Origin of the sequence: Rhizobium viscosum (genome assembly GCF_014873945.1) — a bacterium.
In the GTDB taxonomy this organism is placed as follows: Bacteria; Pseudomonadota; Alphaproteobacteria; order Rhizobiales; family Rhizobiaceae; genus Rhizobium; species Rhizobium viscosum.
In genome coordinates this window covers 20,522-46,121 of record NZ_JADBEC010000002.1, presented here as the reverse complement: position 1 = coordinate 46,121, position 25,600 = coordinate 20,522, and the positions used below count along the sequence as shown (strand labels likewise).

The following is a 25,600-nucleotide window of genomic DNA, read 5'->3' as shown; positions in this document are numbered from 1 at the left end:
TAGCCGCGGGCATAACTCTTGGCAATCGCAAGCCCGGTGCAGTCGATATCGAATGGTCTCAATCAATCAGTTTTGTATAACTGATCCGGCCTGTGGGCCACCCTTTTTACCGGATTTGTTTCAAGAGGTAATTTTCATGAGCCTGGCCGCGCCGGCTGCAACGGACCATCGCGCGCGCAACAGGCGAACAGGGATATTCGCCTGTATTTGACGTCTGGACGCGGCGTTGCCGCCGCGTCCAGAGAGAACTTTTCAATCAGACGAGATCGAAACGATCTGCATTCATGACCTTGTTCCATGCGGCAACGAAGTCCTTCACGAACTTCGCCTTGGCATCAGACTGGCCGTAGACTTCCGCAAGCGCGCGCAGCTGCGAATGCGAGCCGAAGATCAGGTCGATGCGCGTGCCGGTCCACTTGACCGCGTTGGTCTTGCGGTCACGGCCTTCATAAACGCCGTTCTTGCCTGCGACCGGCGCCCAGACGGTACCCATGTCGAGCAGGTTGACGAAGAAGTCGTTCGTCAACGCTTCCGGACGCGCGGTGAAGACGCCATGTTCCGGCTTGCCGACCGTCAGCACGCGCAGGCCACCGACGAGAACCGTCATCTCAGGCGCGGTCAGCGTCAGCAGTTGCGCGCGATCGACGAGAGCTTCTTCCGGCTTCATGAACTGCAGGCGCTTGCCGTTCACATAGTTGCGGAAACCGTCGGCACGCGGTTCGAGGGCTGCGAAGGAAGCAGCATCGGTCTGCTCCTGCGATGCGTCCATGCGGCCCGGCGTGAACGGCACGACGATGTCCTGGCCGCCGGCCTTGGCGGCCTTTTCGACACCGGCTGCACCGGCAAGTACGATCAGGTCGGCGAGAGAGACCTTCTTGCCGCCGGTCTGGGCTGCATTGAAGTCCTTCTGGATACCTTCGAGAGTGCCGAGAACCTTGGCGAGCTGTGCCGGCTCGTTGACTTCCCAGTCCTTCTGCGGGGCAAGACGGATGCGCGCGCCATTGGCGCCGCCGCGCTTGTCGGAACCGCGGAAGCTCGAAGCGGATGCCCATGCGGTCGAGACGAGTTCCTGGACGGAGAGGCCGGAGGCAACGACCTTGGCTTTGAGGTCCGCAATGTCCTTGTCGTCGATGAGCGCGTGATCGACGGCCGGGATGACGTCCTGCCAGATCAGGTCTTCTGCCGGGACTTCCTTGCCGAGATAACGGACTTTCGGGCCCATATCGCGGTGGGTGAGCTTGAACCAGGCGCGAGCAAAGGCGTCCGCGAACTGATCCGGGTTTTCAAGGAAGCGACGCGAGATCGCCTCGTAGACCGGGTCGACGCGCAGCGCGAGGTCGGAAGTGAGCATTCGCGGCAGGTGCTTCTTCGAAGAATCGAAGGCATCCGGGATGGTGGCGCCAGCGCCCTTTGCGACCCACTGATGGGCACCGCCAGGGCTCTTTTCCAGCTCCCATTCGTAGCCGAACAGGTTCCAGAAGAAATTATTGCTCCACTTGGTAGGGGTCGTCGTCCAGGTGACTTCCAGACCGCTGCCGATGGCATCGCGGCCGACACCAGTGTTGAACTTGCTCGCCCAGCCGAGGCCCTGGGCCTCGATCTCTCCGCCTTCAGGATCCACGCCGACAAACGAGGGATCGCCGGCACCATGGGTCTTGCCGAAGGTGTGACCGCCGGCGATCAGCGCTACGGTCTCTTCGTCATTCATTGCCATGCGGGCAAAAGTCTCGCGAATGTCGCGGGCCGAGGCAAGCGGATCGGGTGTGCCGTTCGGACCTTCCGGGTTGACATAGATGAGGCCCATCTGCACGGCGCCAAGCGGCTCGGCCAGCTCGCGTTCGCCACTGTAGCGCTCGTCGCCAAGCCAGGTGCCTTCCGGACCCCAGTAGAGCTCTTCCGGCTCCCAGACGTCGGCACGGCCGCCGGCGAAACCGAAGGTCTTGAAGCCCATGGATTCGAGAGCGACGTTGCCGGTGAGGATCAAAAGGTCAGCCCAGGAAATGCTGTTGCCGTATTTCTGCTTGATCGGCCAGAGCAGGCGGCGAGCCTTGTCGAGGTTGACGTTGTCAGGCCAGCTGTTGAGCGGCGCGAAGCGCTGCTGACCCTGACCGGCGCCACCACGGCCATCGGTAATGCGATAGGTGCCGGCGCTGTGCCAGGCCATGCGGATGAAGAGACCGCCGTAGTGGCCGAAGTCTGCCGGCCACCAGTCCTGCGAATCGGTCATCAGCGCATGAAGATCCTTCTTCACCGCATCGAGATCGAGCTTCTTGAACTCCTCGGCATAGTTGAAATCCCTGCCCATAGGATCCGAAAGACCGGAATGATGGTGAAGCATCTGCAGGTCGAGCTGGCTCGGCCACCAGTCGCGATTGCGTCTTGCGCTTGCTCCCGAATGATCAACGGGACATTTGCCCGCGCTGTCAGGTTTCTGGTCCATAGTTTTCTCCTGTTGCTTCAGACGGTCACCAGGAGCCGTCTGTCCGTTAAACTATTGGGCCTGATTGCGTGCCGGATGCCTCGCCGTCGATCGACGGGCTTTGCACACATCCTCCCTTCCCTCCTTTTTATCCGAAGCTTGTGATAATTTTAAGTTGGATTTACTGATCGCTGCGATAAGCTCATCTTATGACCAATCTTACACTCAAACAGCTTCGCTATTTTGAAGCCCTGGCGCGCCACGGCCGCTTTCGCCATGCAGCCGATGCCTGCGCGATTTCGCAGCCCGCTTTATCCATGCAGATCAAGGAGCTGGAGGAAGAACTCGGCGGAAATCTCTTCGAACGTGGTGCACGCGAAGTGCGGCTGACCGCCTTCGGACAACTCTTCGCGCTGCGGGTACGCGACATTCTCAGAGCCGTGGACGAGCTTGGGGACCTCGCCCGCGCATCACAGGACAGACTGCTTACACGGCTCAGAATCGGCATCATTCCGACCATCGCCCCCTATTTGCTGCCGGCGATCATCAGCGATCTGAACAGAACGTTCGACAATATCGAGATCCAGGTGCGTGAAACCCAGACGACGAGGCTCGTTCACGAGGTTGCGCAGGGCGAGCTGGACCTCGCTGTCGTCGCACTACCGGTATCTCAACCAACGCTCACCGAGATCAAGCTGTTCGAAGAGGAATTCGTGCTGGTCCGCCATCGCGAAGATGAGGGCAAGCCGGTGCCGGAACCCGAGGCCCTGCGGGAAATGCGCCTGCTTCTGCTTGAGGAAGGGCACTGTTTCCGCGATCAGGCCCTATCCTTCTGCGGCATCGAATCGACACGCCCACGCGAAATCATGGAGGGCAGCTCGCTCTCGACACTTGTGCAAATGGTCAGCGCCGGCATCGGTGTCACCCTGATTCCGGAAATGGCCGTGCCGGTGGAGACGCGCTCGGCGGATGTCTCCATTTCCCGGTTCCGCACGCCTCAGCCGTTAAGAACGATCGGCATCATCTGGCGCAATTCGACGCCCCTGGTCAAACAACTGCTGCAGATTTCGGAGGTCATCCGCCGCTCGGCCACAAGCCTGCATCAGTACGCCGATCCCGCACGCCACGGTATCGAAAGGTGATTTTCGCTGCTCCACTGGCCGGTCCGCCGGCCGCGCTCTAGCTTCCTGCACTTAAAACTTTTGGCAACAGAACGGGGAGCGGCTGAGTTGGATCTGATCGACCTGATGCCCATAACGCCGAACTGGACGGATATCGCGCTCCGTCTGGCAGCAACGGTCATCGCCGGCGCATTCATCGGCCTCGACAGGGAACGAGGCGGCCATGCCGCGGGATTACGGACGACCATCCTCGTTGGGCTCGCCGCCTGCCTTTCGATGATCCAGGCGAATATCCTCCTGGCGACGAGCCAGAGCGTAAACGGTTCGATGGACATCTTGCGCTTCCCGCTCGGCGTCCTGACCGGCGTGGGCTTCATCGGCGGAGGCGCGATCCTGCGGCGCGGCGACATCGCAACTGGCGTCACCACTGCGGCGACCTTATGGCTGATAACGGCAATCGGCCTGTGTTTCGGCGGCGGGCAGATCGCTGCGGGTTCCGTCGTTACCGTCCTTGCCGTCCTGATCCTTTCGCCGATGAAGCGTGTGGACCGATGGATATCAGGCGATCAGAAGGGCACGGTAGCGATCAGACTGGAGAACGGTTCAGGAATTCCTGACGTGAAGGCCGTGGCTCCTGAGCTTTCCGAGGCGATCTTCACCGGGCTGAGGGATATCGAGGACGGGCATCGCGAACTGATCTACGAGATCAGGTGGAAGTCTGTCCGAGGCCTTCCAGGCGCCGATCAAATTGCTGCATCCCTGGAAAAAAACTTCCATGTGACCCGGTTCGAATATCGCGCCACGGCGGCATAGAAAACCAGCTTCAAGCGGCCCCACTCGGCAATAGCCCTCGCAAGGCACATAGCGCATTTGGGCTCCGTCAACGAGGACGGAGCCCATTCAAGAACAAGATGAAGATTTGGCGTTACTTGGCGGAAGCCGCGTCTTCGATGATCTTCGCAACCTTATCAGGATGAGAAACCATTACGACGTGGGAGGCACCCTTGACCACGACGGTCTCCTTGGAATGGGCGCGCTCTGCCATCCAGCCGAGAGCCTTGGCGGGGATGTTCTTATCTGCATCACCGTAGATGAACCAGGACGGAATGGTCTGCCACGCCGCACCGGGCGCTCCCTCGGTCAGGGCCGCTTCGGTGATCGGACGCTGGGTTGCTGCCATCAGCTTTGCGGCCTTGGCCGGGACGTCAGCAGCAAATTGCTCATGAAACTTGTCCTGCTGGATGTACAGATCCTTTCCGCCATTTTCCAATGCCACCGGCTCGGCAAGCGTCGGCGCCAGAGTACTGCCGGGGAACTTGCCCGAAAGGTCGGCGGCGGACTCGCCCTTGTCAGGGGCAAAGGCAGCAACATAGACCAGCGCGTCGACATTCTTCGTCTCCGCGGCAGCCTCGCTGATGACCGCGCCGCCATAGGAATGGCCGACGAGAACGACCGGGGTCTTTATGCCGGCGACGATACGGCCGACATAATCACCATCCGACTTTACGCCGCGCAGCGGATTGGCAACGGCGACGACCGGATAACCATCCTTTTCCAGGCGGGCAATGACCCCGTTCCAGCTTGATGCATCGGCAAAAGCGCCGTGCACGAGCACCACCGTCGGCTTTGCAGACTCAGCGGCGGCAGGGGCGGCAAGAACCGCCAGTGCGCCGACTACGAATGCGGTTTTCAAGATTCTGTGCATCGATTGATCTCCTTTTTGAATTGCACACAATTTAATATGACGCAATTCATATGTCGAGTCACTTTTTGTTCAACTGGTAGCAAGCAACTGGATGAGGAACGTTTCGGACGTCAGGCCATGCGCTGCGATCGCAAACGCGAGCAGCCGTATCTAAGACTTTCCGAGCGGTATGGACACAGGACCGCCCACTGGCCACCTCGGAGCTGCTTTGCCGGAGCGTCGGTCCGCGCTATCAGACTTTATCTTGACGCCGTCCGGCATACGTCCCTCATTCGATAAATCCAATCGCATGCTTGATTTCGCTTTTCGCGCGCACCGTTCCCGCCACGGCTGGCGTCGCTCCAAGAGCGACTAAACAAGGGATTGTTGTGGCCGGCAGCGACTGGCCACCCAAAAATCCGACCACACTTGGGGTCAGGCCGCGCACATGCCTCTGTCGACATGGAGTTCGATTCCGTTCACGAACGGGGCCGGCGAGAAGGACTTACACACCCGATCGGGCGGCGGGACCGGATGAGAGGTCAAAGGCCGGGCAACTCCGCTCTTCCGGCCCTTACACCAGAACGATATCCCCGTGATCAAAGAAGGCCTTGTTGGCGCCGAGGAAGACGATGTCCTGCGCTGCCTGGCCGCCGGTGCCATCGGCGTCGTAAGAGAGGTTGCCGGTCGCCGCATTGTAGATCAGTTGCGCGTGATCGGCGGTGGCCGTGGCGCCGTATTTGGAGGCGATCATAAAGGCATCCGTGTCCAGAATGCCATCGTGATTGTTGTCGAGGCCGGCGAAGGCGGAGCCGAGCCTGACCTTGTCGTCGGCATCGAAATCCCAGATGGAATCCTTGTTGGTCGCGCCCATTTCGTTGAAATAGAAAATGTCAGCGCCGCCCTTGCCATACAGGCTGTCGATACCGGCGCCGCCGGCAATCGCATTGGCCGAGGCATTGCCGGTGATGAGATTGGCAATATCGTTACCGGTGCCGCCGATCGCGCCGGCGCCTTCCTTGAGACGCAGGTTTTCGACGAAGGCGTGATCGTGGAGATCGACGCTGATGGTGGCCTGGATCGTGTCGGTGCCGCTATCGGCCGTTTCGACGGCACGGTCGCCGGCATTGTCGATGAAGTAGGTGTCGTTGCCGCTTCCGCCGATCATCTTGTCGGCGCCTGCGCCGCCATCGACGTAATCATTGCCGCCTGCGCCGTAGATCGTGTCGTCGTTGACGGTGACGAGCGGCTGGCCCGCGACGGTTGCGCCCGGCGCGATGAAGTCGTTGCCGTCGGTCCCGTGGATCGTTGCGCCGGCAATATTGTCGCGCGCTCCGACGATCGAAAAGGCGATGCTCTGCGTGGCGCTGGCCCCGTGGCTGTCTCTGATCGTCAGGTCGAACGTGTCCTGTGCCGCCGCACCTTCCGCCAGGGCCTGGGTCGCGGCCCGGTCGTTGTCCAGCAGATAGGTCACCTGTCCGGTCGCGGTGTTCAGGATTGCCATGCCGTAGACACCGGAAAGGCTCCATTGTCCGCCGCCGAGGCTGGTCCAGCCGTCGGTGATGTAGGAGATAGTGTCGCCGGCATCGGGATCTGATGCCGTCAGCTGCAGGCTGGCGGTATCGACGCCGGGGCCGCTACTGCCGGCCTCGACGAGACCGTTGCTCGGCTCACCCGCAGCCAGCAGAGGCGCGTTGTTGAACGGAGTGAAAACGCCGGTGGCCCAATCATAGTTGCCGTCGAGGAAATGCAGCCTCTCGACATGGGCGAGCGTATCGGTGCCTTCGGCGGCACTTGCGACCGTGCCGAGCACCCGGTCGATCGCGTAATCTGCGAAGTCGCCGGCGTAATTGGCCGTATCGAAGCCCGCGCCGCCATCGAACCTGTCATTGCCGCCGCTGCCCGAAAAGAGATCGTTACCGCCGCCACCGGTAACAGTATCGGCGCCGCTGCCGCCATAAAATTCGATCTGCTCGATGCCGCTGACCGTCGTGCCGTCGCCAAGCGCCTGCACGGTGGTCGTGGGCTGCGACAGGTCGAGCGTCAGGTCCACGGTCGCCGCGCGCCGGTCGAGTACGAGAGAATCGTTGCCCGTTCCGCCGTCGATCGTGTCGACCGCATCGACGGCGGAGACAAATTTGTCGTCACCGCTGTAACCGATCAGCGTATTGTGGCCCGATCCGCCGATCAGCACGTCATTGCCGGCGCCGCCGTCGATGTAGTCGTCGCCGCCATTGCCTTCGAGCGTATCGTCGCCGTTCCAGCCGTGGATCTCGTCGCCCAGCGCGCCACCGACGAAATGGTCGCCCATGTACCCGCCCGTGATGTTCAGGCGCTCCATGTTGACGATAACAGTTCCTTCGCCGAGATCCTGGGGCGTGGCTATCTTCGCCGCCGTAGAAATATCGATGTGCTCGACGACATATTCATAGCTGCGTTTCAGCGCCAGCGTGTCGATGCCGTCGCCTCCGTCGATATAGTCAGGCCCTTCATGACGCCATGACTTGATCGTGTCGTCACCCGCGCCGCCATAGAGCTGGTCAGAGCCGGCGCCGCCATCGATGATGTCATTGCCCTCATTGCCGTAGATGACATCGTCGCCGGCAAGGCCGATGATGACCTCGGAGGCCTTGCCGCCGATCAACGTATCGTTTCCATCCGTTCCGGTAATCGTTGGCATTCACGTGCCTCCAAAAACGTTCTGCTGATTCTGCTGTGCATCCTAAGCAGAATTGGCCGGCAGGCCACCTGACTTATTGTCCAGAAGATATCGCAATATTTTCGATGCTTCGAATATGCCGGTTCTGGCGCAGTTATCGTCAATGCTCGCACGTAACAATAATATGGCCATTATGGCGGTCTGAAGGATGGGGTGACAGATGTAATGCAATCATGCGTCGAGTGGTCGCGGGTGATTCCGACCGATGGATCGATGCGCTGGTCGAGGGATGAGATATCAGCTGCTGCAAGGCAGGGAGCATTCGGCAGGCGGCCAACGTCAGTACGGCCAGCCATCCCCGTTATCGACTGGTGGCTGGCTGCTTACCGGCTTAACCGGTGCGTAAAGTCTTGCACTAATATCTAACGGATTCCTGCAGCTGGGCGATCACCACTTCCAGCAGAACCTTGAGCGCCGACCTCAGATCCTCGTTCGTAACCTCAGGACTGTTCAGCAAGGTTTCCGCCATCTTTAGCGCGTCTATTTTGTCCTCAATGTATTTAAGTCGAACCTCACTGGCGCTATTGACCATAGGCAGCATATTATTTTCATCCTTCAAAACATTCTCTACAGCAAAATACCATTTCAGCGTTTTATTTTTCTGCCGCAGAATAAAGTTGAAATATATGAGCCACGCTGTTTGCTTCGATTAAGATTACTTCAGATCGTCGGAATAATCAGCAAAAGCTGGAAGCAGGCATATAACTAAAAGTAATTACTCCGTATAAGCAGAAAAACGTGGAGTTGCGGTTCTTTGGCTTGCAGCTAGTCAATGTTTGCCGAGCATCTGCCGGCTTGCGCCACTTGGTTGTGGGTGAGATCATTATGGAAGCTCTGCGCCATTCAGACAGGTCGTTCGATGGTCTGAACAGGTTTTCCGATCATCCAGGTCTAGTGAAAACCTCAGGCCGGTTTTTGCCTGCGAGAAAGAACGCGACCAAGCTGGTCCGATGGCTTCTCGACCAGCCAGTAGGCAAGTTGAGCAGCCGCCAGGCTCGAAGCAATAATTCCGACAACGAGGAAGCGGTTGTCGACTACCCCATACCAATGGCGAAGAGTAAATAGGACTATGGGCAGATGAAAGAGATAAAGGCTGTATGAAATGGTGCCCAGCCACAAAAGGGGAGCGGATGTAAAAAACGACTGGGCGTTTTTATGTCCGATTGCCGCGCCGATCAGCGCAACGGAGGCCAGTCCGTAAAGGAGCTCGGAAGCCGGAGCACCTGCAGGGATCGCCATCAGGACAAGTGCCGTGATGGCGACAGCCCAGACGGGCGCTCTGCCGGCGATCGATGCGAGCAGCTGCCGATGGTAGAAGCAGATTGCGCCGACGGCAAATAAGAGAATGTATCCAGCAGTATCGAGGATCGACGCCAGGATGCTTCCCTCCGGGGTCAGACGGCCCACTGCCTCACTGAGGAGCCAAAGGCATGCAAGTGCGGTGAGCGTGACCCTCCAGTTCCATATGGCCAGCAGGACGATCAGTGGGAAAAGCACAGAGATTCGAAGCTCGTGGATCAAGCTCCACATGACGTTGTTCAGTTGAATATGTGCATCACGTCCCGTCATCGTGAGGTGTCCTGCCACCACGTCAGAACTTGGTGCAGCGGTCCACGAACTGGCGTTGAACCACTCGGTCAAGCCTTCTATCGGTCCACTTGGTGATAGTATAAAGAGAGCAACGGCAAAGGCTATTGCGGTGGCGAATGGCAAATAGATTCTGCAAAACCTTCTGATCAAGTAACCCGGATACGATAGTGTTTGCTTCTCAAAGCTTGCCGCCAGAACAAATCCGCTGAGGACGAAGAAGAGGACAACGGCAGGCCTTCCATTGGCGAACGCTCTGAGCGGCGTGTACTTCACCCACGTCTCCCAGAACGTCCAGCTCGATAGGTCGAGAACGTTCAGGTGAGCCTCAGATCCGGGAAAAGCCATAAAAAGATGATGGATGACCACCGTCATAGCCGCAATCCCTCGCAGCGCGTCCAGTTGCTTGTATCGCAATATTTCCCCCAAGTCCCGTCTCGCGATCGAAGTACACCACGGATCGCATGTTCGCAATGCGCGGCTCTATACTTACGGTTATCTGGGTTAACATTGCCGACGAAGCCGTATCCAGAGTATCCCGAATTCAATTGTGAGTACGCTGTAGCGCTTCAATAATCAGCTATTGTAACGAGGATACACCCGATAGATTGCAGCAATCGCCGATCGGGGTTGCGAACGAGACTACGTTGAAGAGCGTCCCACCGACCTGGCGAACCATCTCCTGCGAACCAGCGGAAGGCATGGTGGCGTGCCGCATTTTGGTGCCGCAATCACCGCGGTCCACACAATCACACCGATGAGCTGTTCGGCGCGGGGATGGTGTTTTGCGGCAACGCTGGAGCGCAGTCCGGGAAGTGGGCTGAAGGATAGCGCTTAACCTTACTTGCTAACCTTTGCGATAAAAGCCGGTTGCATCACGAAAATTACGTGACATGTTCTTTCCGGTTACTTGCGAACATTGCTCGCCCGAGAAAATTGCAGGTTACAGCACAAAAGTCCAGAAAAGGTTCTTGATTAAAATTCGCGCTTGAGATGTATCTTCTCGCATTGATTGTCAGCTGGGGGCTGCTTATGAACTCTACCACTACCTCATACGTCAACGATACGCAAAACCTGATGGATCTTGACGAGAAGGAAGCATTGCTGAACGAGGCCCTGCGCATCGTTGACGGCTTCGAAACCAGTATCGATCAAGTAAAGGCTGCGCTCAGGTCCGTAATAACGGTTTTGCTTGACGATACGCGCCAGAAGTATGTCGGCTTTGCCGACTAGGCATTGATCGTCGCATCGTCAGCGCCCGATCCCCTTATGCCCAAAAGCGGGCGTGGCGGATGGGGCGCTTTTTTGTCATTGATGGGGAGCGCTTAACGGCAGCAGTCAACCCCTTCAGACCGCTCCGTCCTACTGTTGAAGTCGTTCTATTTCTACGGAATGTCCGTCATAGAAAGGCGATCGCGCCCGCCTGAAAGACGGAGGGCTCGACGTCCTTGTTCCCCGTGCGCAGTCATGATGATGACAGGCGGGTGGGATGGCATCCGCTGGCGAAGTTATGCCGCGAAAGCATTTTTCATCCTCTGGCAGCAGGCCCGGTTCGCAATCCGACATCGTGAAGATAGGTTTCCAATGCCGCCGTTTCGCGTTGCGATACGATTGCGCCGACATAGCCATCCGGACGAATAAGAATCCGGTCACCTGGGGTAGCTTCGTAGGTGTCGCTGAACCGGTTCTCGCTGTCGATGAGATCACCGCCTTGGCTGATGCGATAAATATGCAGCCCTTTGCGTGGGTGGATGGCAACCCTCTCCACTTCAAATTCCAGCAGCGTCCAATGAGAGCCCTTGAAGAGATCGAACAACCGCACTGGCTGGCCAGCGGCGCCCTTCAATAGCGCGTCGGGAGCGCGGTTGCCGGCAAGCACGCGAGCCTGACGCTGGGGCTCTTCGAGTGACAGACTCGAACCGGGATAGCCGATGTCCAGTTGCCGGACCTCACGACCACGCCGAAGGTCGCCGCGCTTCATGTCTTCGAGCAATCTGACGGCAAGTCCCAGCATGCTTGCCGCGATCGGGCGGCGCTCTTCCTCATAGCTATCGAGAAGCGTCTCCGGGGCACCCGATAGGACGGCTGCCAGCTTCCAGCCCAGATTGTAGGCGTCCTGAACGCTGGTGTTCAGACCCTGGCCGCCCGTCGGCGGATGGGTATGGGCGGCGTCTCCGGCGAGAAAGATGCGGCCGACGCGATAGCTGTCAGCAAGCCGGGCATTCATGTTGAATGCCGATGCCCAGGAGACAGACTGGATGAAGATATCGGCGCGGCCGGTGCGTTCGGCAGTCAGTGTCGTAAGCCCTTCGGCCGAGAGATCGATCTCGCCTTCGAGAGGCACTGGTCCCTGCAGTTGGAAAAACCCAGTTTCGGTCAAGGGACAAAAAGATATTTGTGTCTCCATCGACCCCTCGTTGAAGCGATGCCAGACATCGCGGCTGAGGCCTGTCAGCGTCACGTCGGCAACAATGGCGCGGACGCCGAGCGTCTTTCCGGGAAAACCGACGGCGAGCGTCTGGCGCACAAAGCTTCGGCCACCGTCGGTGCCGACGAGATAACGTGCGCGGATAGTCTGTTCTTCACCACCACTGGCAAGCCTTGCTGTTACACCCTGCCCATCCTGTTCGAAGGCGACCAATGCGCAGCCGAACTCCGGAGCATGGCCGAGTTCGACAAGGCGTTCCCGCATCGTCTTCTCCGTCAGGAATTGAGGCACGAGCAGAGGCGTTCCGTAGGGTTCCGATGGGATCGGCTCACAGGCCTCGACAAGCGCGGCATCTTTCACGCTGCCGTCGTCGTGATATTCGCGCTGCTGCGGGTAGTAACCGCCGGACGCGGCAATCTTGTCGACAATGCCAAGGTCCTCGAACACTTCCAGGGTTCGCGGCTGTATTCCCTTGCCGCGCGAACCTCGGAACGGGTCATCCATCTTCTCGATCAGCCGGAAGGATACACCCCGCCGGGCGAGATCGATCGCCAGCGTCAGGCCGGCCGCGCCGGCACCACAAATTAATACATCGATTGCGGTATCTTCTGTCATTGCTGCTGCTCCTATTTATGTGTATTATGCACATAATAGGAGATCAGGAATGCCGTCAACAAAAAATGTGCAAAATACACATATCTCAAATCGTATCCGTGAGCTTCATGGATCGCTGCTTGAGATCGTCAGCGTCATGAACCGGCCGCAACGGGATGAAGCAATGGTCCAGGAGGCCGGAATTTCGCTCGACCGCGCCCTCTTCCCCTTGCTGGTGGGCATTGAAAGACTGGGACCGATTGGCGTGGTCGAATTGGCTGATCGCGCCGGCCGGGACCACACGACGGTCAGCCGTCAGGTCGCCAAGCTCGAGAGCCTCGGCCTCGTCAAGCGGCAGCCGAGCGCGTCGGACCGTCGCGTCAGCGAAGCGACCGTTACTGCGAAGGGCAAGGCGATGACGGACCGCGTCGATGCGGCGCGTGAGAGGATAGGGATCGAGATATTCAAGACATGGGATCCAGATGATCTGGATAACCTGGTCCGACTGATGCGGAAGTTCGCGGATGCCGTGAAGGACGATCCGACCAAAAGCTGACGAGCCACTCTACAGATCGGCAGAATAGCGGACGGAAGCGAGACGCCAGCGGGATCGCAGGCGCCTCGAAAACTCTCACCCGAACCGGTCTACCAGCAGGTGAATCCTGCATCGACATTGACGATTGCTCCCGTCATCAGGCTTGCCGCACCTGATGCGAGGAAGAGAACCGCGCTTGCGACCTCTTCCGGCGTTCCCATTCGCCCCATCGGCGTATCGGCAAGCCAGATCGGAATCCGCGCGCGATTGGCTTCGACTGCCGCGACCATCGGCGTCTCGATATAGGTTGGCGCGACCGCATTGATCCTTACACCGTGCTGAGCCCATTCGGCGGCCATGGAACGGGTGAGGTGATGAACAGCAGCCTTGGAAACATTATAGGCCGTCTGCGGCTGCGGCCGATTGCAGATGATACCGGACATCGAGCCGAGATTGACGATCGCCCCGCGCTTCATCGCGACCATATGGCGGCCGAAGGAGCGCGAGCACCAGAACACGCCATTGACGTTGACATTCATCATCCGCAGCCAATCGGCGTCCGTGACGTCCTCCGCAGCAATCCCGTTCTGGCCGATCCCGGCATTGTTCACCAGGATTGTCGCCGGGCGGCCACCGTCGGCGAGCTCGTTGGCGATTGCCTCCATGCGGGCGGAATCGGTCACGTCACCAAGACGCAGCTCGACGTCATACCCCTTGTCTTTGAGAGACAGAGCCTGTTCTGCGTCGGATTCATTACGCTCGATCACGACGACGGCTGCACCAGCCTCGGCCAGCGCGTGTGCGCAGCAAAGTCCAATGGCGCGCCCGCCGCCGGTGACAACAGCGCGTTCGCCGTCGAGACGGAATTTTTCCTGATAACCCATGGTCGGCCCCTCAGATGTCGAATGCGCTGGGCAGAACAACGATGTCGCGGATCGTCACGTTGTGCGGACGCGTCAGCATGAACATGATCGCATCGGCCACCTCCTTGGGTTCGATCAGGGCTCCGGCCTCCTTCGCCTTGCGCAGGTTCTCCTCCGGCCAATCGGCAAGCAGCGCGCTGATGACCGGACCCGGTGAAACCGAGCCGACACGAATGCCGCTTTTCAGAAGCTGGCGACGCATCGTCTGGACGAAGCAGTGCATCGCCCATTTCGACGGCGAATAGACTGGCTCCCACGGAACGGGCGCATGGCCCGCGACGGAACTCGTAACGACGATGTCGCCGGTGCCGCGTTCGATCATGTGCGGAATGACGGTCCGGACATTCTTGATAACGACATTGACGTTGAGGTTCAGCATCCGGTCGATGGCGTCGAGATTGGCATCCGCGAGGTCGCCACCGATATAAGTGCCGGCATTGGCATGAAAAATATCGAGCTGCCCTACCTTCGACAGCACGCGGTCGAGAAGCTCAGCGCATGCCCGAGCATCCAGCAAGTCCAAAGCGAGAGGTATCGCCTGTTCACCGAGACGTTCGCAGGCTGCTTTCAGCGCCTTCTCGTCGCGGTCAACGAGAACAACCGTGGCGCCTGCCGCGATCATCGCCTCCGTCGACGCCATTCCGATACCCGACGCCGCGCCTGTGATCGCAGCGATCTTCCCTTTCAACTCGTTCATTCCTTCCTCCTTGGTTGGGCGGCCTCATTTCGCTCCGCCGCATGCTGCATGATATTCGGCAAGGCTTTTCGTCACCCGCCAGATCAAAACCTCCTCCAGATCGAGCGGCGCACCGGAAAACTGCGCGGCTGCCGGCATGTGCTGCCAGAACAACGGAAGCGGTACGGACTTTCCGGCAAGCGCGTCGCGAAGACGGGCGACGGCGGATTGAGCCTGTTCAGCCGTCCAGAAGTATCGGATGCGGTCGGACAGCGAATAATGCCGAAGCCAGCGCTGCTCGCCCTCCGTGCCATGATAGTGACGGCTCCAGTGCTCCCGATGCGCCAGCATCAGAGCCTCCATCGCAGCGTACAGGGGACGCTCGCCATAATCGGGCACGAGGTCGGATGCGATCAGATCCAGCCCATAGAGCGCCTCGCGCAGCACGAAGGTCAACTCCGGCCCGACCTTGAGAATGGGAAACCCGTCTTCGACCAGGGCCGTCAGCGGATCGGCGCCCTGATAGTCGGTGGAATGGGCTTCAAACACGAATTGCGGCTCGTCCCGGAGCACCTGTTTCAATGCGTCGATCTTGCTGCGGTCGTAGCGGAGGACATTGTGGTTGCCGAACTCGACGCCGGGCTGCACCACCAGGCCGATAGCACGCCCAAACGCCTCCTTGAGACCGGCCTCGGCGAAGACGCGGCGATGGACATCGATCGTCCGCCTGGCGGCCGAAGCCGCAGTCGGCTCGATCCTGGTCAGCGTATGATCCGCGCCACCGGGAGGAGGAACCTCCGTGCCGATCACATAAACCGGCATGGCGTCCCCTGCCCGTCTTGCCGAGGCCTCCGCGACGGCGGCAAGGCGGGCAGCACGATGGGCGGTCGTCTCGTCGTCCAATGCAGCGGGTTCGCCCATGCAGCCCATCGATGCATCCAGATGGATCTTGCGGAATCCGGCATCGACATAGGCCGCCACCATCCCCTCGGCTTCCGCCATGGCCTCTTCCGCCGCACGATCCCGCCAGGGATTTGGCCCGAGATGATCGCCTCCGAGCACGATGAGGTTTTCCGGGCATCCCTCCTCTTTGGCGAGGCGTGACACGAGGGCGGCAAAGTCCGCAGGGGTCATTCCGGTATAGCCGCCTAAATGGTTGACCTGATTGCAGGTGGCTTCGATCAGGACCGTGCTCGAATGGTCACGCCCATGACGCAAAGCTGCCCGCAATACGATCGGATGGGCCGAGCAGACAGAGGTAACACCGGCGGGACGACCCTCGGCCCTGAGCGTGGCCAGTTCATTGAGCGCAAACTGCATCAGGAGCGCCTTTCCGTTGAGGCGATGAAGGCGTCGAGTTCCTGGCGCGTGCCGGCGCCCTCCATCGGTCCGCGGATCGTCACATTGCGAGCGCCTGCGGCCGAACCATAGGTGAGAGCCTCGTCCGGCGACATTCCGAGCCGCCGGCAGGTAAGGTAGGCCCCGCCGAAGCAGTCGCCGGCACCGGTCGGATCGACCTCATCGACGAGGAATGCAGGAGCATCGATCCGGTCCCCGTCCCTGCCGAAATAGGTCGCACCCAGCGATCCGCGCTTCAGCACGATCTCCTTCACACCAACTTCGAAAAGACGGCGGATCGCCTCGGCTTCGCCCGAGACGCTCGCAGCCCGCTCAAGCTCTTCCCCTGACGGCAGGAGAAGATCGGCGGCGCTGACAAGCCTGGCAAATCGGCGCTCGGTATCCTCATCGAGCTGCAATTCCTTGCGGATGTTCGGATCGACCGAGAGCGTGCCGCCTCGCGCCTTCACGATGTCGACCGCCTTGTCGATCACCTCCCGCGCGCTTGGAACGGACAGCGCCGACCCCATGACGTGGAGGTGTCCGCTGCGGTTGATGAGATCGCGGACGCCCTGAGACCAGCCGAAGCGGGCAGCCGCGGACCTGGCGATATTGTAGACAAAGTCGCGGGAGCCGTCCTTGCGGTAGCGGACGAAGGCGCTTCCTGTCGGATAGTCTGGGTCGATGGAAATGGTCGACACATCGACGCCATCACGCCTGAGGCGATCAATATTGACGTGACCGAAGTCGTCGTTGCCGACGGCCCCCACCATTGCTGCTGCTCCGCCGAGCCGGCCGCATTGCGAGATGAAGATCGCCGGCGCCCCGCTGGCAAACGGGCCGATGAGCGGCTGGGCCTCGCGAAAGCCGTCTCCAACCGTCGTGGCAACGATCTCCACGAGAATCTCGCCGACGCAAACCGTGGGACCGAGATGATCCGGAGCCAGCACTGAAACCATTGCAATCCTGCTTTCGATGGATATCGCTAAATCGCTGTTGATCGTTGTATTGCACCGTCTTCGCCGCCGAATTCCTCGTTTTCGAGAGAGAGAAAGCGTCGGTGCAGCATGCACGCCGCCCCGAAGGCGGACCCGAACTCCGCATCGCCGTCGACGACGATCTCGGGCGTCGGAAAAGGAACGTTCTGCCCCTCCGCCATGTGGACCGCCACACGGGCAGCCACCATCGGATAGAGCGAGGCCACGGAACCTCCGAGTACGATCCTGTCAGGATCGAGCAGCCGGCAGGCCTGCAGCAGCGCATAAGCAAGATGCCGCGACCAGATCTCCGCTATGTTGACCGCGCCCGGGACACGATCGCGAACGTCGGTGAGGAAATCCTGCAGCTCGACGTCGGTGCGACCCGTCGTTTCCCGGTACTGCCGGATCAGCACCTCACGGCCGATCAGCTGCTCGAATTTCTGTCCGCCGCTTCCCGGCACGAGAGTATGGCCGATTTCGCCCGCAAGGCCATGGCCACCACGAAACAGCTTTCCGTCGATCGTGATCCCACCGCCGACACCGGTCTCCATCAGCAGGAAGAGCGTCACACCGGCAAGGCCGTGACGATAGCTATCACCGATCGCGAAGGCATTGGCGTCATTTTCCACGACGATGGGCACCTCGGCCGGAAAGGTGCAGCGGCCAATCTCCTTCAATGGCACCTCCCGCCAGCCGATGATCGGCGCAAGCGTGACAATCCCTTCCGGCCGGATATGCGCCGGGACGGATATGCCAAGCCCCTTGCAGCGCTCAATCATCTCCTTCGCCATGGCGTCCATCATGAGTTCGACGCCCCGCGCCACAGCTTCCTCCACCGTCGAGGACTGCGCGTTGAAGGCCAGCCGGCGGCAGGCCCGGACATCTGCCGAGAGATCCACGACAACAGCAGATATATGCTCGACGCCAAGTTCTATTCCGGCGAAGAATGCAGCATCCGGCACCAGTTCGAGCATGATCCCCGGACGGCCGGCGCGGGATTGCTCCGAACGCTGCTTATTGCTCTCTTCCGACTCCTGGACCAAGCCGCTTTCCGTCAGTTCGGCAACGATCTCGCCCGACGAGGAGCGGTTCATTCCGAGCTTCCGCGCCAGATCGGCCCGGCTCAGGCGGCGATGGCCGTAGATCGTCTGCAAGGCAGCGACGATGTTGTTCTGCCTGATCCTGCGCGGCGAGCTTCCGATGGAGACGATGTCGTTCATATTCTTTTCTCTTCAAATCGACTGCTCCAGCCTACACTTACGGAGCAAATCGGCAGAAGGATTATCACGGGCGCGCATTCGTGACGCGGCGGCGTTTCGCTTCTTCGTATTTCAGTTCGATATAGCGCTTGGCATGTACCGCCAGCGGATCATTATCGGTCCAGGTGTCGCGCCAGATTGCGCAGGCGAGCGACAGGCCTTCGTCGACAACTGTGGTCGAAAAGCTTTCGAACACGATGTCGCGCTTGTAGTCGATATCCAGCAACGCATCGAAGATGAGGTCGAAGTTGATGACGCCGTCGCCAAGATAGCCGCGGTTGCTTTCGCCAATGTGGAAGTAGCCGATCTTGTCGCCGGCGAGCCGGATCGCAGCCGCCGGATTTGCCTCCTCGATATTCATGTGAAAGGTGTCGAGATGCAGTCGGACATGATCCGATCCGGTCTCGGAGATGAACTTCAGGCCCTGAGCCGTCGTGTTGAGAAGGTTGGTTTCGAAGCGGTTCACGATCTCCAGGACGAGATCGACGCTGGCGTCCCTTGCAATATCCGCAGTAGCAGCGATCGCGGCGACGCTGTTGTCCCAGCCCTTCTTCGTCGGTTGCCGGTTGTACTTGGTGTGCGCGGAATAGAGGATACCGCCGAGCTTATTTCCGCCGATGTCGCGGACCGCACGCACCGCATCAGCCAGCGTCTGCTTGCCGGCGGATACCGCGCCGGCATCCTCGCTCGAAATATCCTTGTCGACCGGCAGCCCCATCGTCACGCCGATCTCGACATCGAGCGATTGCGCGAGCTTCGCCAAACGATCGAGATTGAACTTCTCGGGGCGCAGATAAGCGAATTCGATCGTGCGATATCCATGCTCGGCCGTTTTGTTGAGGGCCATTTCCAAGCCTTCCTGCGTTTGGCCGCCCGTCCATACAAATGAATGGATACCCAATCGACGCATAGCCACTTTCCTCCGCTGGTCACCTTCCTTTGCGCAAGAGCTATGTTATTTAGTATGGCAAAGCAACAAATAAATTTGCGGATCGTAATTTTGCCTCTGCGAAAAAAATCGTTGCAATGCAGCAATATCAATCAGATATCCCATTCCCATATCTCCTTCGAAAATTACTTTCCACCAAAAACAACAACATAGCTTTCATATTTGCAGGTTTAGACAACAAATATTGCACGAACAGCATTTTTCCTCTACACAAAGGCCCGGCGACATGATCTCGCTGCTATCTGGGAGGATTGAAATGAATTACGCTTTGAAGGCCAGCGCGCTTGCGCTGACGCTCAGTCTCGCCACCGCCGCCTCGCCTGCCTGGGCAGATTTCTGGTCCGACGCCGGCGCCAAATTCAAGGGCGTGACACTGCACGGCGTGACCGAAAGCACGCCGCCGTCCAACTACATCAAGGATGTGCTGGCTCCGGAATTCGAGAAGAAGACGGGCATCAAGGTCGAAATCGAGACCACGTCCTGGGATCAGATGTACGACAAGGCCATCAAGGACATGGAGGCCAAGACCGGCATCTATGACATGGTCTACATCGAACAGGACATCATCTACTCGTATCTGTCGCGGAATTTCCTCGTCAACATCACCCAGACGCTGAAGGATCAGGCGGATCTGAAGGCGCCGACCTACGACGACGCGAACTTCACCAGCTTCGCCGACTATTTCAAGGACAAGAAGGGTGATCTCTTCGGCGTACCGATGGAAGCCTTCCTGAAGACCTACCTCTATCGCAAGGACCTTTTCGACGATCCGAAGATCAAGGAGGCCTTCAAGAAGGAAACCGGCAAGGATCTGAAGCCGGCGACCACGCATGAGGACTACACGCAGATCGCCGAATTCTTCACCAAATACGGCAAGGATAACGGCATTGAACTCTGGGGCACCACGGCTCAGGCTCATACAGGTCACGCCGCGTCATGGTATGAATATTTCGAATCCATCGCGCCAACCTTCGGCGTCTATAACTGGGGCATCGACGCCAGCAACAACTACGCAGCGACGGTCGAGCACGGCGGCGCAATGAACAGCGACAAGGCGAAGGCCGCGCTGAAATACTGGCTGCATCTGCGCGACATCGCCCCGCCGGAATCGACCCAATCGACCTGGACGGAAACCGCAACGACCTTCGCTGCCGGTCGTGTCGCTCAAGGATTGATTTATGGCGAAAACGCCGCATGGATCGCGAGTGATCCTGCACAGTCGAAAGTGGTCGACAAAGTGGGTTTTGCCCTACCGCCGCTCGAGCCGGGTGTCCTGGAGGATGCGAAGTCAGGAAAGGGCTACATCGGCTACTATGACGGCGGCGCCTTCGGCCTGCCGATTACATCCAAGAACAAGGAAGCAGCTCTGCTCTTCCTCCAATTCATGGGTCAGAACGATGTGCAGCCCGACTGGGCGATCGCGGCACCCCGCATCACCAACAAGGCGACCTTCGACGATCCGAAGGTCAAGGCGATGGATGTCAAACTCGGCGGTTTCTACACGATGCTGAAGGATGAGGGCAAACTCTTCGCCGGCGCCCCTCCGTATCCGTTCCATGCCCAGCTGCGTGAAGCAACCCTGCCGATCTTCTTCGACATCCTGACCGGCAAGATCGCGCCCGACGAGGGCCTCGATCAGATGGCCGCGAAGACGGAAGAGGAGCTCACCTCGCTCGGCTATCGCAAATAAATCATCCTCCCCACCTTGGCGGGTCGTCTTCGCTTGGCGACCCGCTCCTTTCCTGGCTCGAGAGGCCGCCCCAAGGGTGCCAAGAGGATGAGGCGATGCATTCACAAAAACTTGGATGGCTGCTGCTGTCACCGACGATCCTGATCCTCGGGCTCTTCGGCATCTTTCCTTTCATCTACGTTGTCTGGGTTTCGTTTCACCAGTGGAACCCTTTCGCCGCAAATCCGCTGATGGTCTTCAACTGGGCTTCGAATTACCGGACCCTCGTTTTCGACAAACAGTTCCTGGCTTCGCTCGGCATCACCATCGCCTTCGTCTTCTTCGCAGTCGTTTCCGAACTGATCCTCGGATACATACTCGCGCAGGCGCTGATGAAGGACTTTCCGGGAAAAGCGTTCTTCCGCACCATCCATACCCTTCCTCTGATAATGGCGCCCATCATCGTCGGATCGGTGTGGAAGCTGATGACGACACCGTCGATCGGCATCATCCCATATCTGCTGCGAAGCTGGTTCGGTTACGATCTGAACATCGGCCAGAGTGCGCTCGCGGCATTCACTATCACTGTCATCATGGACGTCTGGCACTGGACGCCGCTGGTCACCCTGTCCCTGATTGCTGCCTTGGTCTCGCTTCCGCCAGATCCCTTCGAGCAGGCGCAGATCGATGGCGCCGGCAAGAGCCAAATCTTCTGGCATATCACGCTCCCTCTGATCCGCCCTGCCCTGCTGGCCACGGTGTTCATCCGGCTCATGGACGCGCTGCGTACAGTCGACGAAGTCCTGATGCTGACCGGGGGCGGTCCGGGATCGTCGACGCGCTACATTGGTGTCCACATCTTCAGGGAAGTCTTTCCGAAGACGAACTACGGCTACGGTTCAGCGATCTCGGTCGTCGTGCTTTATCTCACCATCGTCGTCTGCTGGCTGCTCTACGTCGGCCTGATTGCTCCCCGCGCCAAGAGAGGCTGATGCGATGAAAAGACAGAACCCCTGGCTTCCGGTTCTCCTGTGGACGCTGATAAGCTTTGCAACTCTCTTCCCGATCTACTGGCTCTTCGTCATCTCGCTGAAGCAGCCCTTCGACCTGTTTTCCACGCCGGACGTCATCCTTCGGAGCTTCTTCTGGAAGAATTACCAGGACGTGCTGACGAACGAGACCTTGCGGCGATACATGATCAACTCCCTGGTCATTTCCTCGGGGAACGCGATCCTGGTGACGACCCTTGGTTTTCTTGCCTGTTACGCGCTGACGCGCTTCGATCTTGCGGGCAAGGAAAGCATTTTCTTCTGGACGATCACCAACCGCATGGCGCCTCCGGCGGTCTTCCTGCTGCCGCTCTTCCTGTTGCTGACACAGGTCTACAGGATCGGCGACTTTTCGCTCGCGGATTCCCGGCTCGGTATGATCCTGGTCTACTGCTCCTTCAACCTTCCCTTCGCCATCTGGACTTTGCGCCCGACCGTAGAGGCCATTCCAAAAGAACTGGACGAGGCCGCCTATATGGATGGCGCAAGCCCCTGGATGGTGCTCTACGATATCGTCTTTCCCTTAGCGCGTCCGGGCCTTGCAGTGACGCTCATCCTCACCTGGGTGTTCGCGTGGAACGAATATCTGCTTGCCGCGACACTCACCAACTTCAACGCCCGGACACTCACCACCGGCCTGTCGGAATACGTGACGACGACGGGCACCGCGTGGGGCATCATGGCGGCAATTTCGATGCTGACATTGATCCCGGCGCTCATCGTCTTCTCGGTGGTGCAGCGTCATATCGTCGCCGGCCTGACCTTCGGCGCAGTAAAAGGATAGCGAGATGGCTTCGGATTCTCGAAACAACGAAAAACAGCCGGGCTTCCTGCCGATCGAGACGAACTGGTTCGACCGGTTGTTTATCTCCGTGGTGATCTGGGTCGCGCTTTCCCTGCTCTGGATGCGGTTCATCGAACCGTTCGGGCTTTCGGTATGGTTCGCCGTGGCAATCTCCGCCGTTCTCGGCGCCTACATCATCTGGAAGGGGTGAGCCGGTGAATTGCCTTAACATGATCAAGACGCAAGCCATGCTGCACTAGGGAGAAACGACATTGGCAAACGTACAGGTTAGCGACGTCACCAAGAGATATGGCGCGCTTCAGGTGATGCACGGCGTCAGCGTCGATATCGAGGATGGCGAATTCGTCGTGCTGGTTGGCCCCTCCGGCTGCGGTAAATCCACGCTGTTACGCATGATCGCCGGTCTTGAGACCGTCAGCAGCGGCGATATCAGGATTGGCGGTCGCGTGGTCACCAATGCTCCGCCGAAGGAACGCGACATTGCCATGGTCTTCCAGAGCTACGCGCTCTATCCTCACAAGACAGTCGCCGAGAATATGGGCTTTCCGCTGAAAATGGCGAAGCGCCCGAAATCGGAAATCGACGAGAAGGTCGGCAAGGCAGCCGAAATCCTCGATCTGACGCGTTATCTGGACCGTTATCCGAAGCAGCTATCGGGCGGACAACGGCAGCGCGTTGCCATGGGCCGGGCGATCGTCCGCGACCCACAGGTCTTTCTGTTCGACGAGCCGCTGTCCAACCTAGATGCCAAGCTTCGCGTCACCATGCGCGTCGAAATCAAGGAACTGCACCAGCGGCTGAAGACGACCACCGTCTATGTCACGCATGACCAGATCGAAGCGATGACGATGGCGAACAAGATCGTCGTCATGCGCGACGGAAGGGTGGAACAGGTCGGCAAGCCACTCGATCTCTATGACTTTCCGGCCAATCTTTTCGTTGCCGGCTTCATCGGCAGCCCGTCGATGAATTTTCTCCAGGGCAAGATCGCAACGCGCGACGGCAAACAGGTCGTCGTCACCGATCAGGGCGTTGTCCTGCCCGTGGGAGGCCTAAATGCCGAAGATGGAAAGGCGGTTACCTATGGCATTCGCCCCGAACATATCACCATCGCCGAAGACGGTATTCCGGTTGAGGTGTCGGTCTTCGAGCCGACCGGCTCAGAAACATTGATCTTCGGCCGTGTCGGCGGAGCACCGATCGACGCCCTCATTCGCGAGCGTATCGAAGTCACACCCGGCAAGGTGCTGCATTTTCATGTTGATCCCCGCCGCGTTCACATCTTTGATCAGGCAACGGGACAGCGATTGTAAGGCGAGGAGCATATGAATTTCGAAGGTAAAAAAGTAATCGTTACCGGCGCCGGCAAGGGCATCGGTCGCGTTGTCGCAGAGATATTGGTAAAGCGCGGCGCTAAGGTCGCGGCACTGACCAGAAGTGCTGATGATGTCGTTTCGCTCCGTGAGGACTTGGGTTGCCAAGCCATTCAGGTCGATCTTGCCGATGCGGAGGCGACACGGGAGGCCGCGCGCGCCGCACTTCCAGCTGACTTCCTCATCAATTGCGCTGGGACGACCGAGCTGCAGCCTTTCCTCAAAACCACGGTCGAGGCGTTTGACCACCTGATTGCAGTCAATACGCGCGCTCCGATGATCGTGGCACAGGAATATGCACGATCCTTGATCGAAGACGGTCGCCACGGCGCCATCGTCAATGTGTCCTCCGTCGCGGCCTTCGTCGGCATCCCTGATCATGCAGCCTATTGCGCTTCGAAGGGCGGCCTGGACGGCCTGACGCGTGTCATGGCCAAGGAGCTGGCGCCGCAAGGGATCCGGGTAAATGGCGTGCATCCGACGGTGACGTTGACGCCAATGGCGATCAAGGCCTGGAGCGATCCCGAAAAGGCGGCGGGAATGCAACAGCGCATCCCGGTCGGTCGGTTCGCGGAGCCCGAGGATGTGGCGGAGGTGATCCTGTTCCTGCTGTCGGACGAAGCCGCGATGGTCAACGGCATCTCGATGCCTATCGATGGCGGCTACATGATCGCGTGAGACCCCATATGCCTATGGATCAGCCGCCGGAAACAATCTTCCTAGCGGCGTTGATCTGTTTGCGGGCACCGGATCGTAATTGCGCGGTTTCCGCTCCGGCAATAACGAAAGCGAAGCCGAATTTCAGAAGCTCGCCGGCGCGCTCGCCGTCACCGGCAAAGGCGCAGGCGAATTTTCCATGCGCGCTGCAACACGCGACGGCATGCTGCATGGCGCTATCGATCTCGGCCGCATTCGGCGCCACCTGATCGCCGTTCGACAGGGCGATGGAGAGATCCGACGGGCCGATGAAGATGCCATCGATGCCGGGCACGCCAAGGATATCGTCGATCGCCTCAAGCGCAGCCCGCGTCTCGATCATGGCGATTGCGACCGTCAGGTCATTGGCGTTCTTGAGATAGTCGTCGGCCGAAAGACCGGTATGGTTGAGCGCCAAAGACGGACCCCAGCTGCGCTCACCGACCGGCGGATATTTGGTGGTCTTCACGAAGGCCTTCGCATCCTCGGCCGAATTGATCATCGGCGCGATGATGCCGGACGCGCCGGCATCGAGCAGGCGCGAGGCAGAGGCGAAATCTCCGACCGGAATACGAGCGAGCGCCGGCTTGCCGGCAATACGCACATGGCTGACGGCAGCAGCTGCAGACGGCAGGTCCCACATGCCGTGCTGCATGTCGAGGACGACTGCATCGAAGGCTTCCTGGGCCAGGTGATTGACGAGGAGCGGATCGGGAATGCCCACCCAGGCGGAGATCATCCGGCTTTCAGGGTTCCGGATCCGGGCTGCAAAGCCGTCGATGTCAGCTGCATTCAT

General features: G+C 59.2%; 23 protein-coding genes. 10 read left to right on the top strand and 13 right to left on the bottom strand.

What is annotated here, in order from left to right:
• Nucleotides 1-256: 256 nt before the first annotated feature.
• Entirely contained in the window at nt 257-2,440 is a 2,184-nt protein-coding gene (katG, locus tag H4W29_RS21220) for a catalase/peroxidase HPI (RefSeq protein ID WP_192730863.1), read from the bottom strand.
• A gap of 188 nt (nt 2,441-2,628) precedes the next feature.
• Here katG and H4W29_RS21215 point away from each other — a divergent pair, with 188 nt between their 5' ends.
• Complete coding sequence (locus H4W29_RS21215; RefSeq protein ID WP_192730862.1) at nt 2,629-3,561, top strand: hydrogen peroxide-inducible genes activator; 933 nt, start codon at nt 2,629-2,631, stop codon at nt 3,559-3,561.
• Between the two features lie 87 nt (nt 3,562-3,648).
• On the top strand, nt 3,649-4,353 hold the full coding sequence (locus tag H4W29_RS21210; RefSeq protein ID WP_417716673.1) for an MgtC/SapB family protein: 705 nt from the start codon (nt 3,649-3,651) through the stop codon (nt 4,351-4,353).
• Nucleotides 4,354-4,465: 112 nt separating this feature from the next.
• Here the strand turns inward: H4W29_RS21210 and H4W29_RS21205 are convergent, their stop codons facing one another.
• The 4 genes from H4W29_RS21205 to H4W29_RS21175 form a co-directional block, all read right to left on the bottom strand.
• Nucleotides 4,466-5,245, bottom strand: a complete 780-nt coding sequence (locus H4W29_RS21205) for an alpha/beta fold hydrolase (protein WP_192730861.1) — start codon at nt 5,243-5,245, stop codon at nt 4,466-4,468.
• A gap of 553 nt (nt 5,246-5,798) precedes the next feature.
• Nucleotides 5,799-7,904, bottom strand: coding sequence for a calcium-binding protein (locus tag H4W29_RS34235; RefSeq protein ID WP_210332348.1), 2,106 nt, complete (start codon nt 7,902-7,904; stop codon nt 5,799-5,801).
• A 394-nt stretch (nt 7,905-8,298) separates the two neighbouring features.
• A complete protein-coding gene (locus H4W29_RS21180) occupies nt 8,299-8,502 on the bottom strand; it encodes a hypothetical protein (RefSeq protein ID WP_192730860.1) in 204 nt (67 codons plus the stop codon).
• 344 nt (nt 8,503-8,846) lie between these two features.
• Nucleotides 8,847-9,947, bottom strand: a complete 1,101-nt coding sequence (locus H4W29_RS21175; RefSeq protein WP_281401461.1) for an acyltransferase family protein — start codon at nt 9,945-9,947, stop codon at nt 8,847-8,849.
• Nucleotides 9,948-10,562: 615 nt separating this feature from the next.
• On the opposite strand from H4W29_RS21175, the gene H4W29_RS21170 reads away from it, so the two are divergent.
• On the top strand, nt 10,563-10,763 hold the full coding sequence (locus H4W29_RS21170; RefSeq protein WP_192730858.1) for a hypothetical protein: 201 nt from the start codon (nt 10,563-10,565) through the stop codon (nt 10,761-10,763).
• 295 nt (nt 10,764-11,058) lie between these two features.
• Here H4W29_RS21170 and H4W29_RS21165 read toward each other — a convergent pair whose 3' ends face one another.
• Entirely contained in the window at nt 11,059-12,573 is a 1,515-nt protein-coding gene (locus H4W29_RS21165) for an FAD-dependent oxidoreductase (RefSeq protein WP_192730857.1), read from the bottom strand.
• 49 nt (nt 12,574-12,622) lie between these two features.
• Between H4W29_RS21165 and H4W29_RS21160 the strand changes: the two genes are divergently transcribed.
• On the top strand, nt 12,623-13,108 hold the full coding sequence (locus tag H4W29_RS21160; RefSeq protein WP_192730856.1) for a MarR family winged helix-turn-helix transcriptional regulator: 486 nt from the start codon (nt 12,623-12,625) through the stop codon (nt 13,106-13,108).
• A gap of 89 nt (nt 13,109-13,197) precedes the next feature.
• On the opposite strand, the gene H4W29_RS21155 is transcribed toward H4W29_RS21160, so the two are convergent.
• From H4W29_RS21155 to H4W29_RS21130, 6 genes are all read right to left on the bottom strand, one after another.
• A complete protein-coding gene (locus H4W29_RS21155) occupies nt 13,198-13,971 on the bottom strand; it encodes an SDR family NAD(P)-dependent oxidoreductase (RefSeq protein ID WP_192730855.1) in 774 nt (257 codons plus the stop codon).
• 10 nt (nt 13,972-13,981) lie between these two features.
• Complete coding sequence (locus H4W29_RS21150) at nt 13,982-14,707, bottom strand: SDR family oxidoreductase (RefSeq protein WP_192730854.1); 726 nt, start codon at nt 14,705-14,707, stop codon at nt 13,982-13,984.
• Nucleotides 14,708-14,731: 24 nt separating this feature from the next.
• Complete coding sequence (locus H4W29_RS21145; RefSeq protein ID WP_192730853.1) at nt 14,732-16,006, bottom strand: class II D-tagatose-bisphosphate aldolase, non-catalytic subunit; 1,275 nt, start codon at nt 16,004-16,006, stop codon at nt 14,732-14,734.
• Nucleotides 16,006-16,983, bottom strand: a complete 978-nt coding sequence (locus H4W29_RS21140; protein ID WP_192730852.1) for a tagatose kinase — start codon at nt 16,981-16,983, stop codon at nt 16,006-16,008. The genes H4W29_RS21145 and H4W29_RS21140 overlap by 1 nt, the downstream gene beginning before the upstream one ends.
• A gap of 26 nt (nt 16,984-17,009) precedes the next feature.
• Entirely contained in the window at nt 17,010-18,224 is a 1,215-nt protein-coding gene (locus H4W29_RS21135) for an ROK family transcriptional regulator (RefSeq protein WP_192730851.1), read from the bottom strand.
• 64 nt (nt 18,225-18,288) lie between these two features.
• Nucleotides 18,289-19,173 carry a sugar phosphate isomerase/epimerase family protein gene (locus tag H4W29_RS21130; RefSeq protein ID WP_192730850.1) on the bottom strand — a complete coding sequence of 295 codons (885 nt, stop codon included), beginning with the start codon at nt 19,171-19,173 and terminating at the stop codon, nt 18,289-18,291.
• A 295-nt stretch (nt 19,174-19,468) separates the two neighbouring features.
• On the opposite strand from H4W29_RS21130, the gene H4W29_RS21125 reads away from it, so the two are divergent.
• The 6 genes from H4W29_RS21125 to H4W29_RS21100 all read left to right on the top strand — a co-directional run bounded on the left by H4W29_RS21125 (nt 19,469) and on the right by H4W29_RS21100 (nt 24,786).
• Nucleotides 19,469-20,902: an extracellular solute-binding protein gene (locus tag H4W29_RS21125; protein ID WP_192730849.1), complete on the top strand. Its 1,434-nt coding sequence runs from the start codon at nt 19,469-19,471 to the stop codon at nt 20,900-20,902.
• A gap of 95 nt (nt 20,903-20,997) precedes the next feature.
• A complete protein-coding gene (locus H4W29_RS21120; RefSeq protein ID WP_192730848.1) occupies nt 20,998-21,873 on the top strand; it encodes a carbohydrate ABC transporter permease in 876 nt (291 codons plus the stop codon).
• Nucleotides 21,874-21,877: 4 nt separating this feature from the next.
• Nucleotides 21,878-22,714 carry a carbohydrate ABC transporter permease gene (locus H4W29_RS21115; protein WP_192730847.1) on the top strand — a complete coding sequence of 279 codons (837 nt, stop codon included), beginning with the start codon at nt 21,878-21,880 and terminating at the stop codon, nt 22,712-22,714.
• Nucleotides 22,715-22,718: 4 nt separating this feature from the next.
• Nucleotides 22,719-22,925 (top strand): DUF2160 family membrane protein, encoded by a 207-nt coding sequence (locus H4W29_RS21110; RefSeq protein WP_192730846.1) that lies wholly within the window; start codon nt 22,719-22,721, stop codon nt 22,923-22,925.
• A 61-nt stretch (nt 22,926-22,986) separates the two neighbouring features.
• Nucleotides 22,987-24,048, top strand: coding sequence for an ABC transporter ATP-binding protein (locus H4W29_RS21105; RefSeq protein WP_192730845.1), 1,062 nt, complete (start codon nt 22,987-22,989; stop codon nt 24,046-24,048).
• 12 nt (nt 24,049-24,060) lie between these two features.
• Nucleotides 24,061-24,786, top strand: coding sequence for an SDR family oxidoreductase (locus tag H4W29_RS21100; RefSeq protein ID WP_192730844.1), 726 nt, complete (start codon nt 24,061-24,063; stop codon nt 24,784-24,786).
• A 19-nt stretch (nt 24,787-24,805) separates the two neighbouring features.
• Here the strand turns inward: H4W29_RS21100 and H4W29_RS21095 are convergent, their stop codons facing one another.
• Nucleotides 24,806-25,600, bottom strand: coding sequence for an HpcH/HpaI aldolase family protein (locus H4W29_RS21095; protein ID WP_192730843.1), 795 nt, complete (start codon nt 25,598-25,600; stop codon nt 24,806-24,808).

Excerpts from the sequence above, each read along its gene's own strand:
- katG (WP_192730863.1), bottom strand. The coding sequence starts at position 2,440 with ATGGACCAGAAACCTGACAGCGCGGGCAAATGTCCCGTTGATCATTCG.
- H4W29_RS21215 (WP_192730862.1), top strand. The coding sequence starts at position 2,629 with ATGACCAATCTTACACTCAAACAGCTTCGCTATTTTGAAGCCCTGGCG.
- H4W29_RS21205 (WP_192730861.1), bottom strand. The coding sequence starts at position 5,245 with ATGCACAGAATCTTGAAAACCGCATTCGTAGTCGGCGCACTGGCGGTT.
- H4W29_RS34235 (WP_210332348.1), bottom strand. The coding sequence starts at position 7,904 with ATGCCAACGATTACCGGAACGGATGGAAACGATACGTTGATCGGCGGC.
- H4W29_RS21170 (WP_192730858.1), top strand. The coding sequence starts at position 10,563 with ATGAACTCTACCACTACCTCATACGTCAACGATACGCAAAACCTGATG.
- H4W29_RS21165 (WP_192730857.1), bottom strand. The coding sequence starts at position 12,573 with ATGACAGAAGATACCGCAATCGATGTATTAATTTGTGGTGCCGGCGCG.
- H4W29_RS21160 (WP_192730856.1), top strand. The coding sequence starts at position 12,623 with ATGCCGTCAACAAAAAATGTGCAAAATACACATATCTCAAATCGTATC.
- H4W29_RS21155 (WP_192730855.1), bottom strand. The coding sequence starts at position 13,971 with ATGGGTTATCAGGAAAAATTCCGTCTCGACGGCGAACGCGCTGTTGTC.
- H4W29_RS21150 (WP_192730854.1), bottom strand. The coding sequence starts at position 14,707 with ATGAACGAGTTGAAAGGGAAGATCGCTGCGATCACAGGCGCGGCGTCG.
- H4W29_RS21145 (WP_192730853.1), bottom strand. The coding sequence starts at position 16,006 with ATGCAGTTTGCGCTCAATGAACTGGCCACGCTCAGGGCCGAGGGTCGT.
- H4W29_RS21140 (WP_192730852.1), bottom strand. The coding sequence starts at position 16,983 with ATGGTTTCAGTGCTGGCTCCGGATCATCTCGGTCCCACGGTTTGCGTC.
- H4W29_RS21135 (WP_192730851.1), bottom strand. The coding sequence starts at position 18,224 with ATGAACGACATCGTCTCCATCGGAAGCTCGCCGCGCAGGATCAGGCAG.
- H4W29_RS21130 (WP_192730850.1), bottom strand. The coding sequence starts at position 19,173 with ATGCGTCGATTGGGTATCCATTCATTTGTATGGACGGGCGGCCAAACG.
- H4W29_RS21125 (WP_192730849.1), top strand. The coding sequence starts at position 19,469 with ATGAATTACGCTTTGAAGGCCAGCGCGCTTGCGCTGACGCTCAGTCTC.
- H4W29_RS21120 (WP_192730848.1), top strand. The coding sequence starts at position 20,998 with ATGCATTCACAAAAACTTGGATGGCTGCTGCTGTCACCGACGATCCTG.
- H4W29_RS21115 (WP_192730847.1), top strand. The coding sequence starts at position 21,878 with ATGAAAAGACAGAACCCCTGGCTTCCGGTTCTCCTGTGGACGCTGATA.
- H4W29_RS21110 (WP_192730846.1), top strand. The coding sequence starts at position 22,719 with ATGGCTTCGGATTCTCGAAACAACGAAAAACAGCCGGGCTTCCTGCCG.
- H4W29_RS21100 (WP_192730844.1), top strand. The coding sequence starts at position 24,061 with ATGAATTTCGAAGGTAAAAAAGTAATCGTTACCGGCGCCGGCAAGGGC.
- H4W29_RS21095 (WP_192730843.1), bottom strand. The coding sequence starts at position 25,600 with ATGAATGCAGCTGACATCGACGGCTTTGCAGCCCGGATCCGGAACCCT.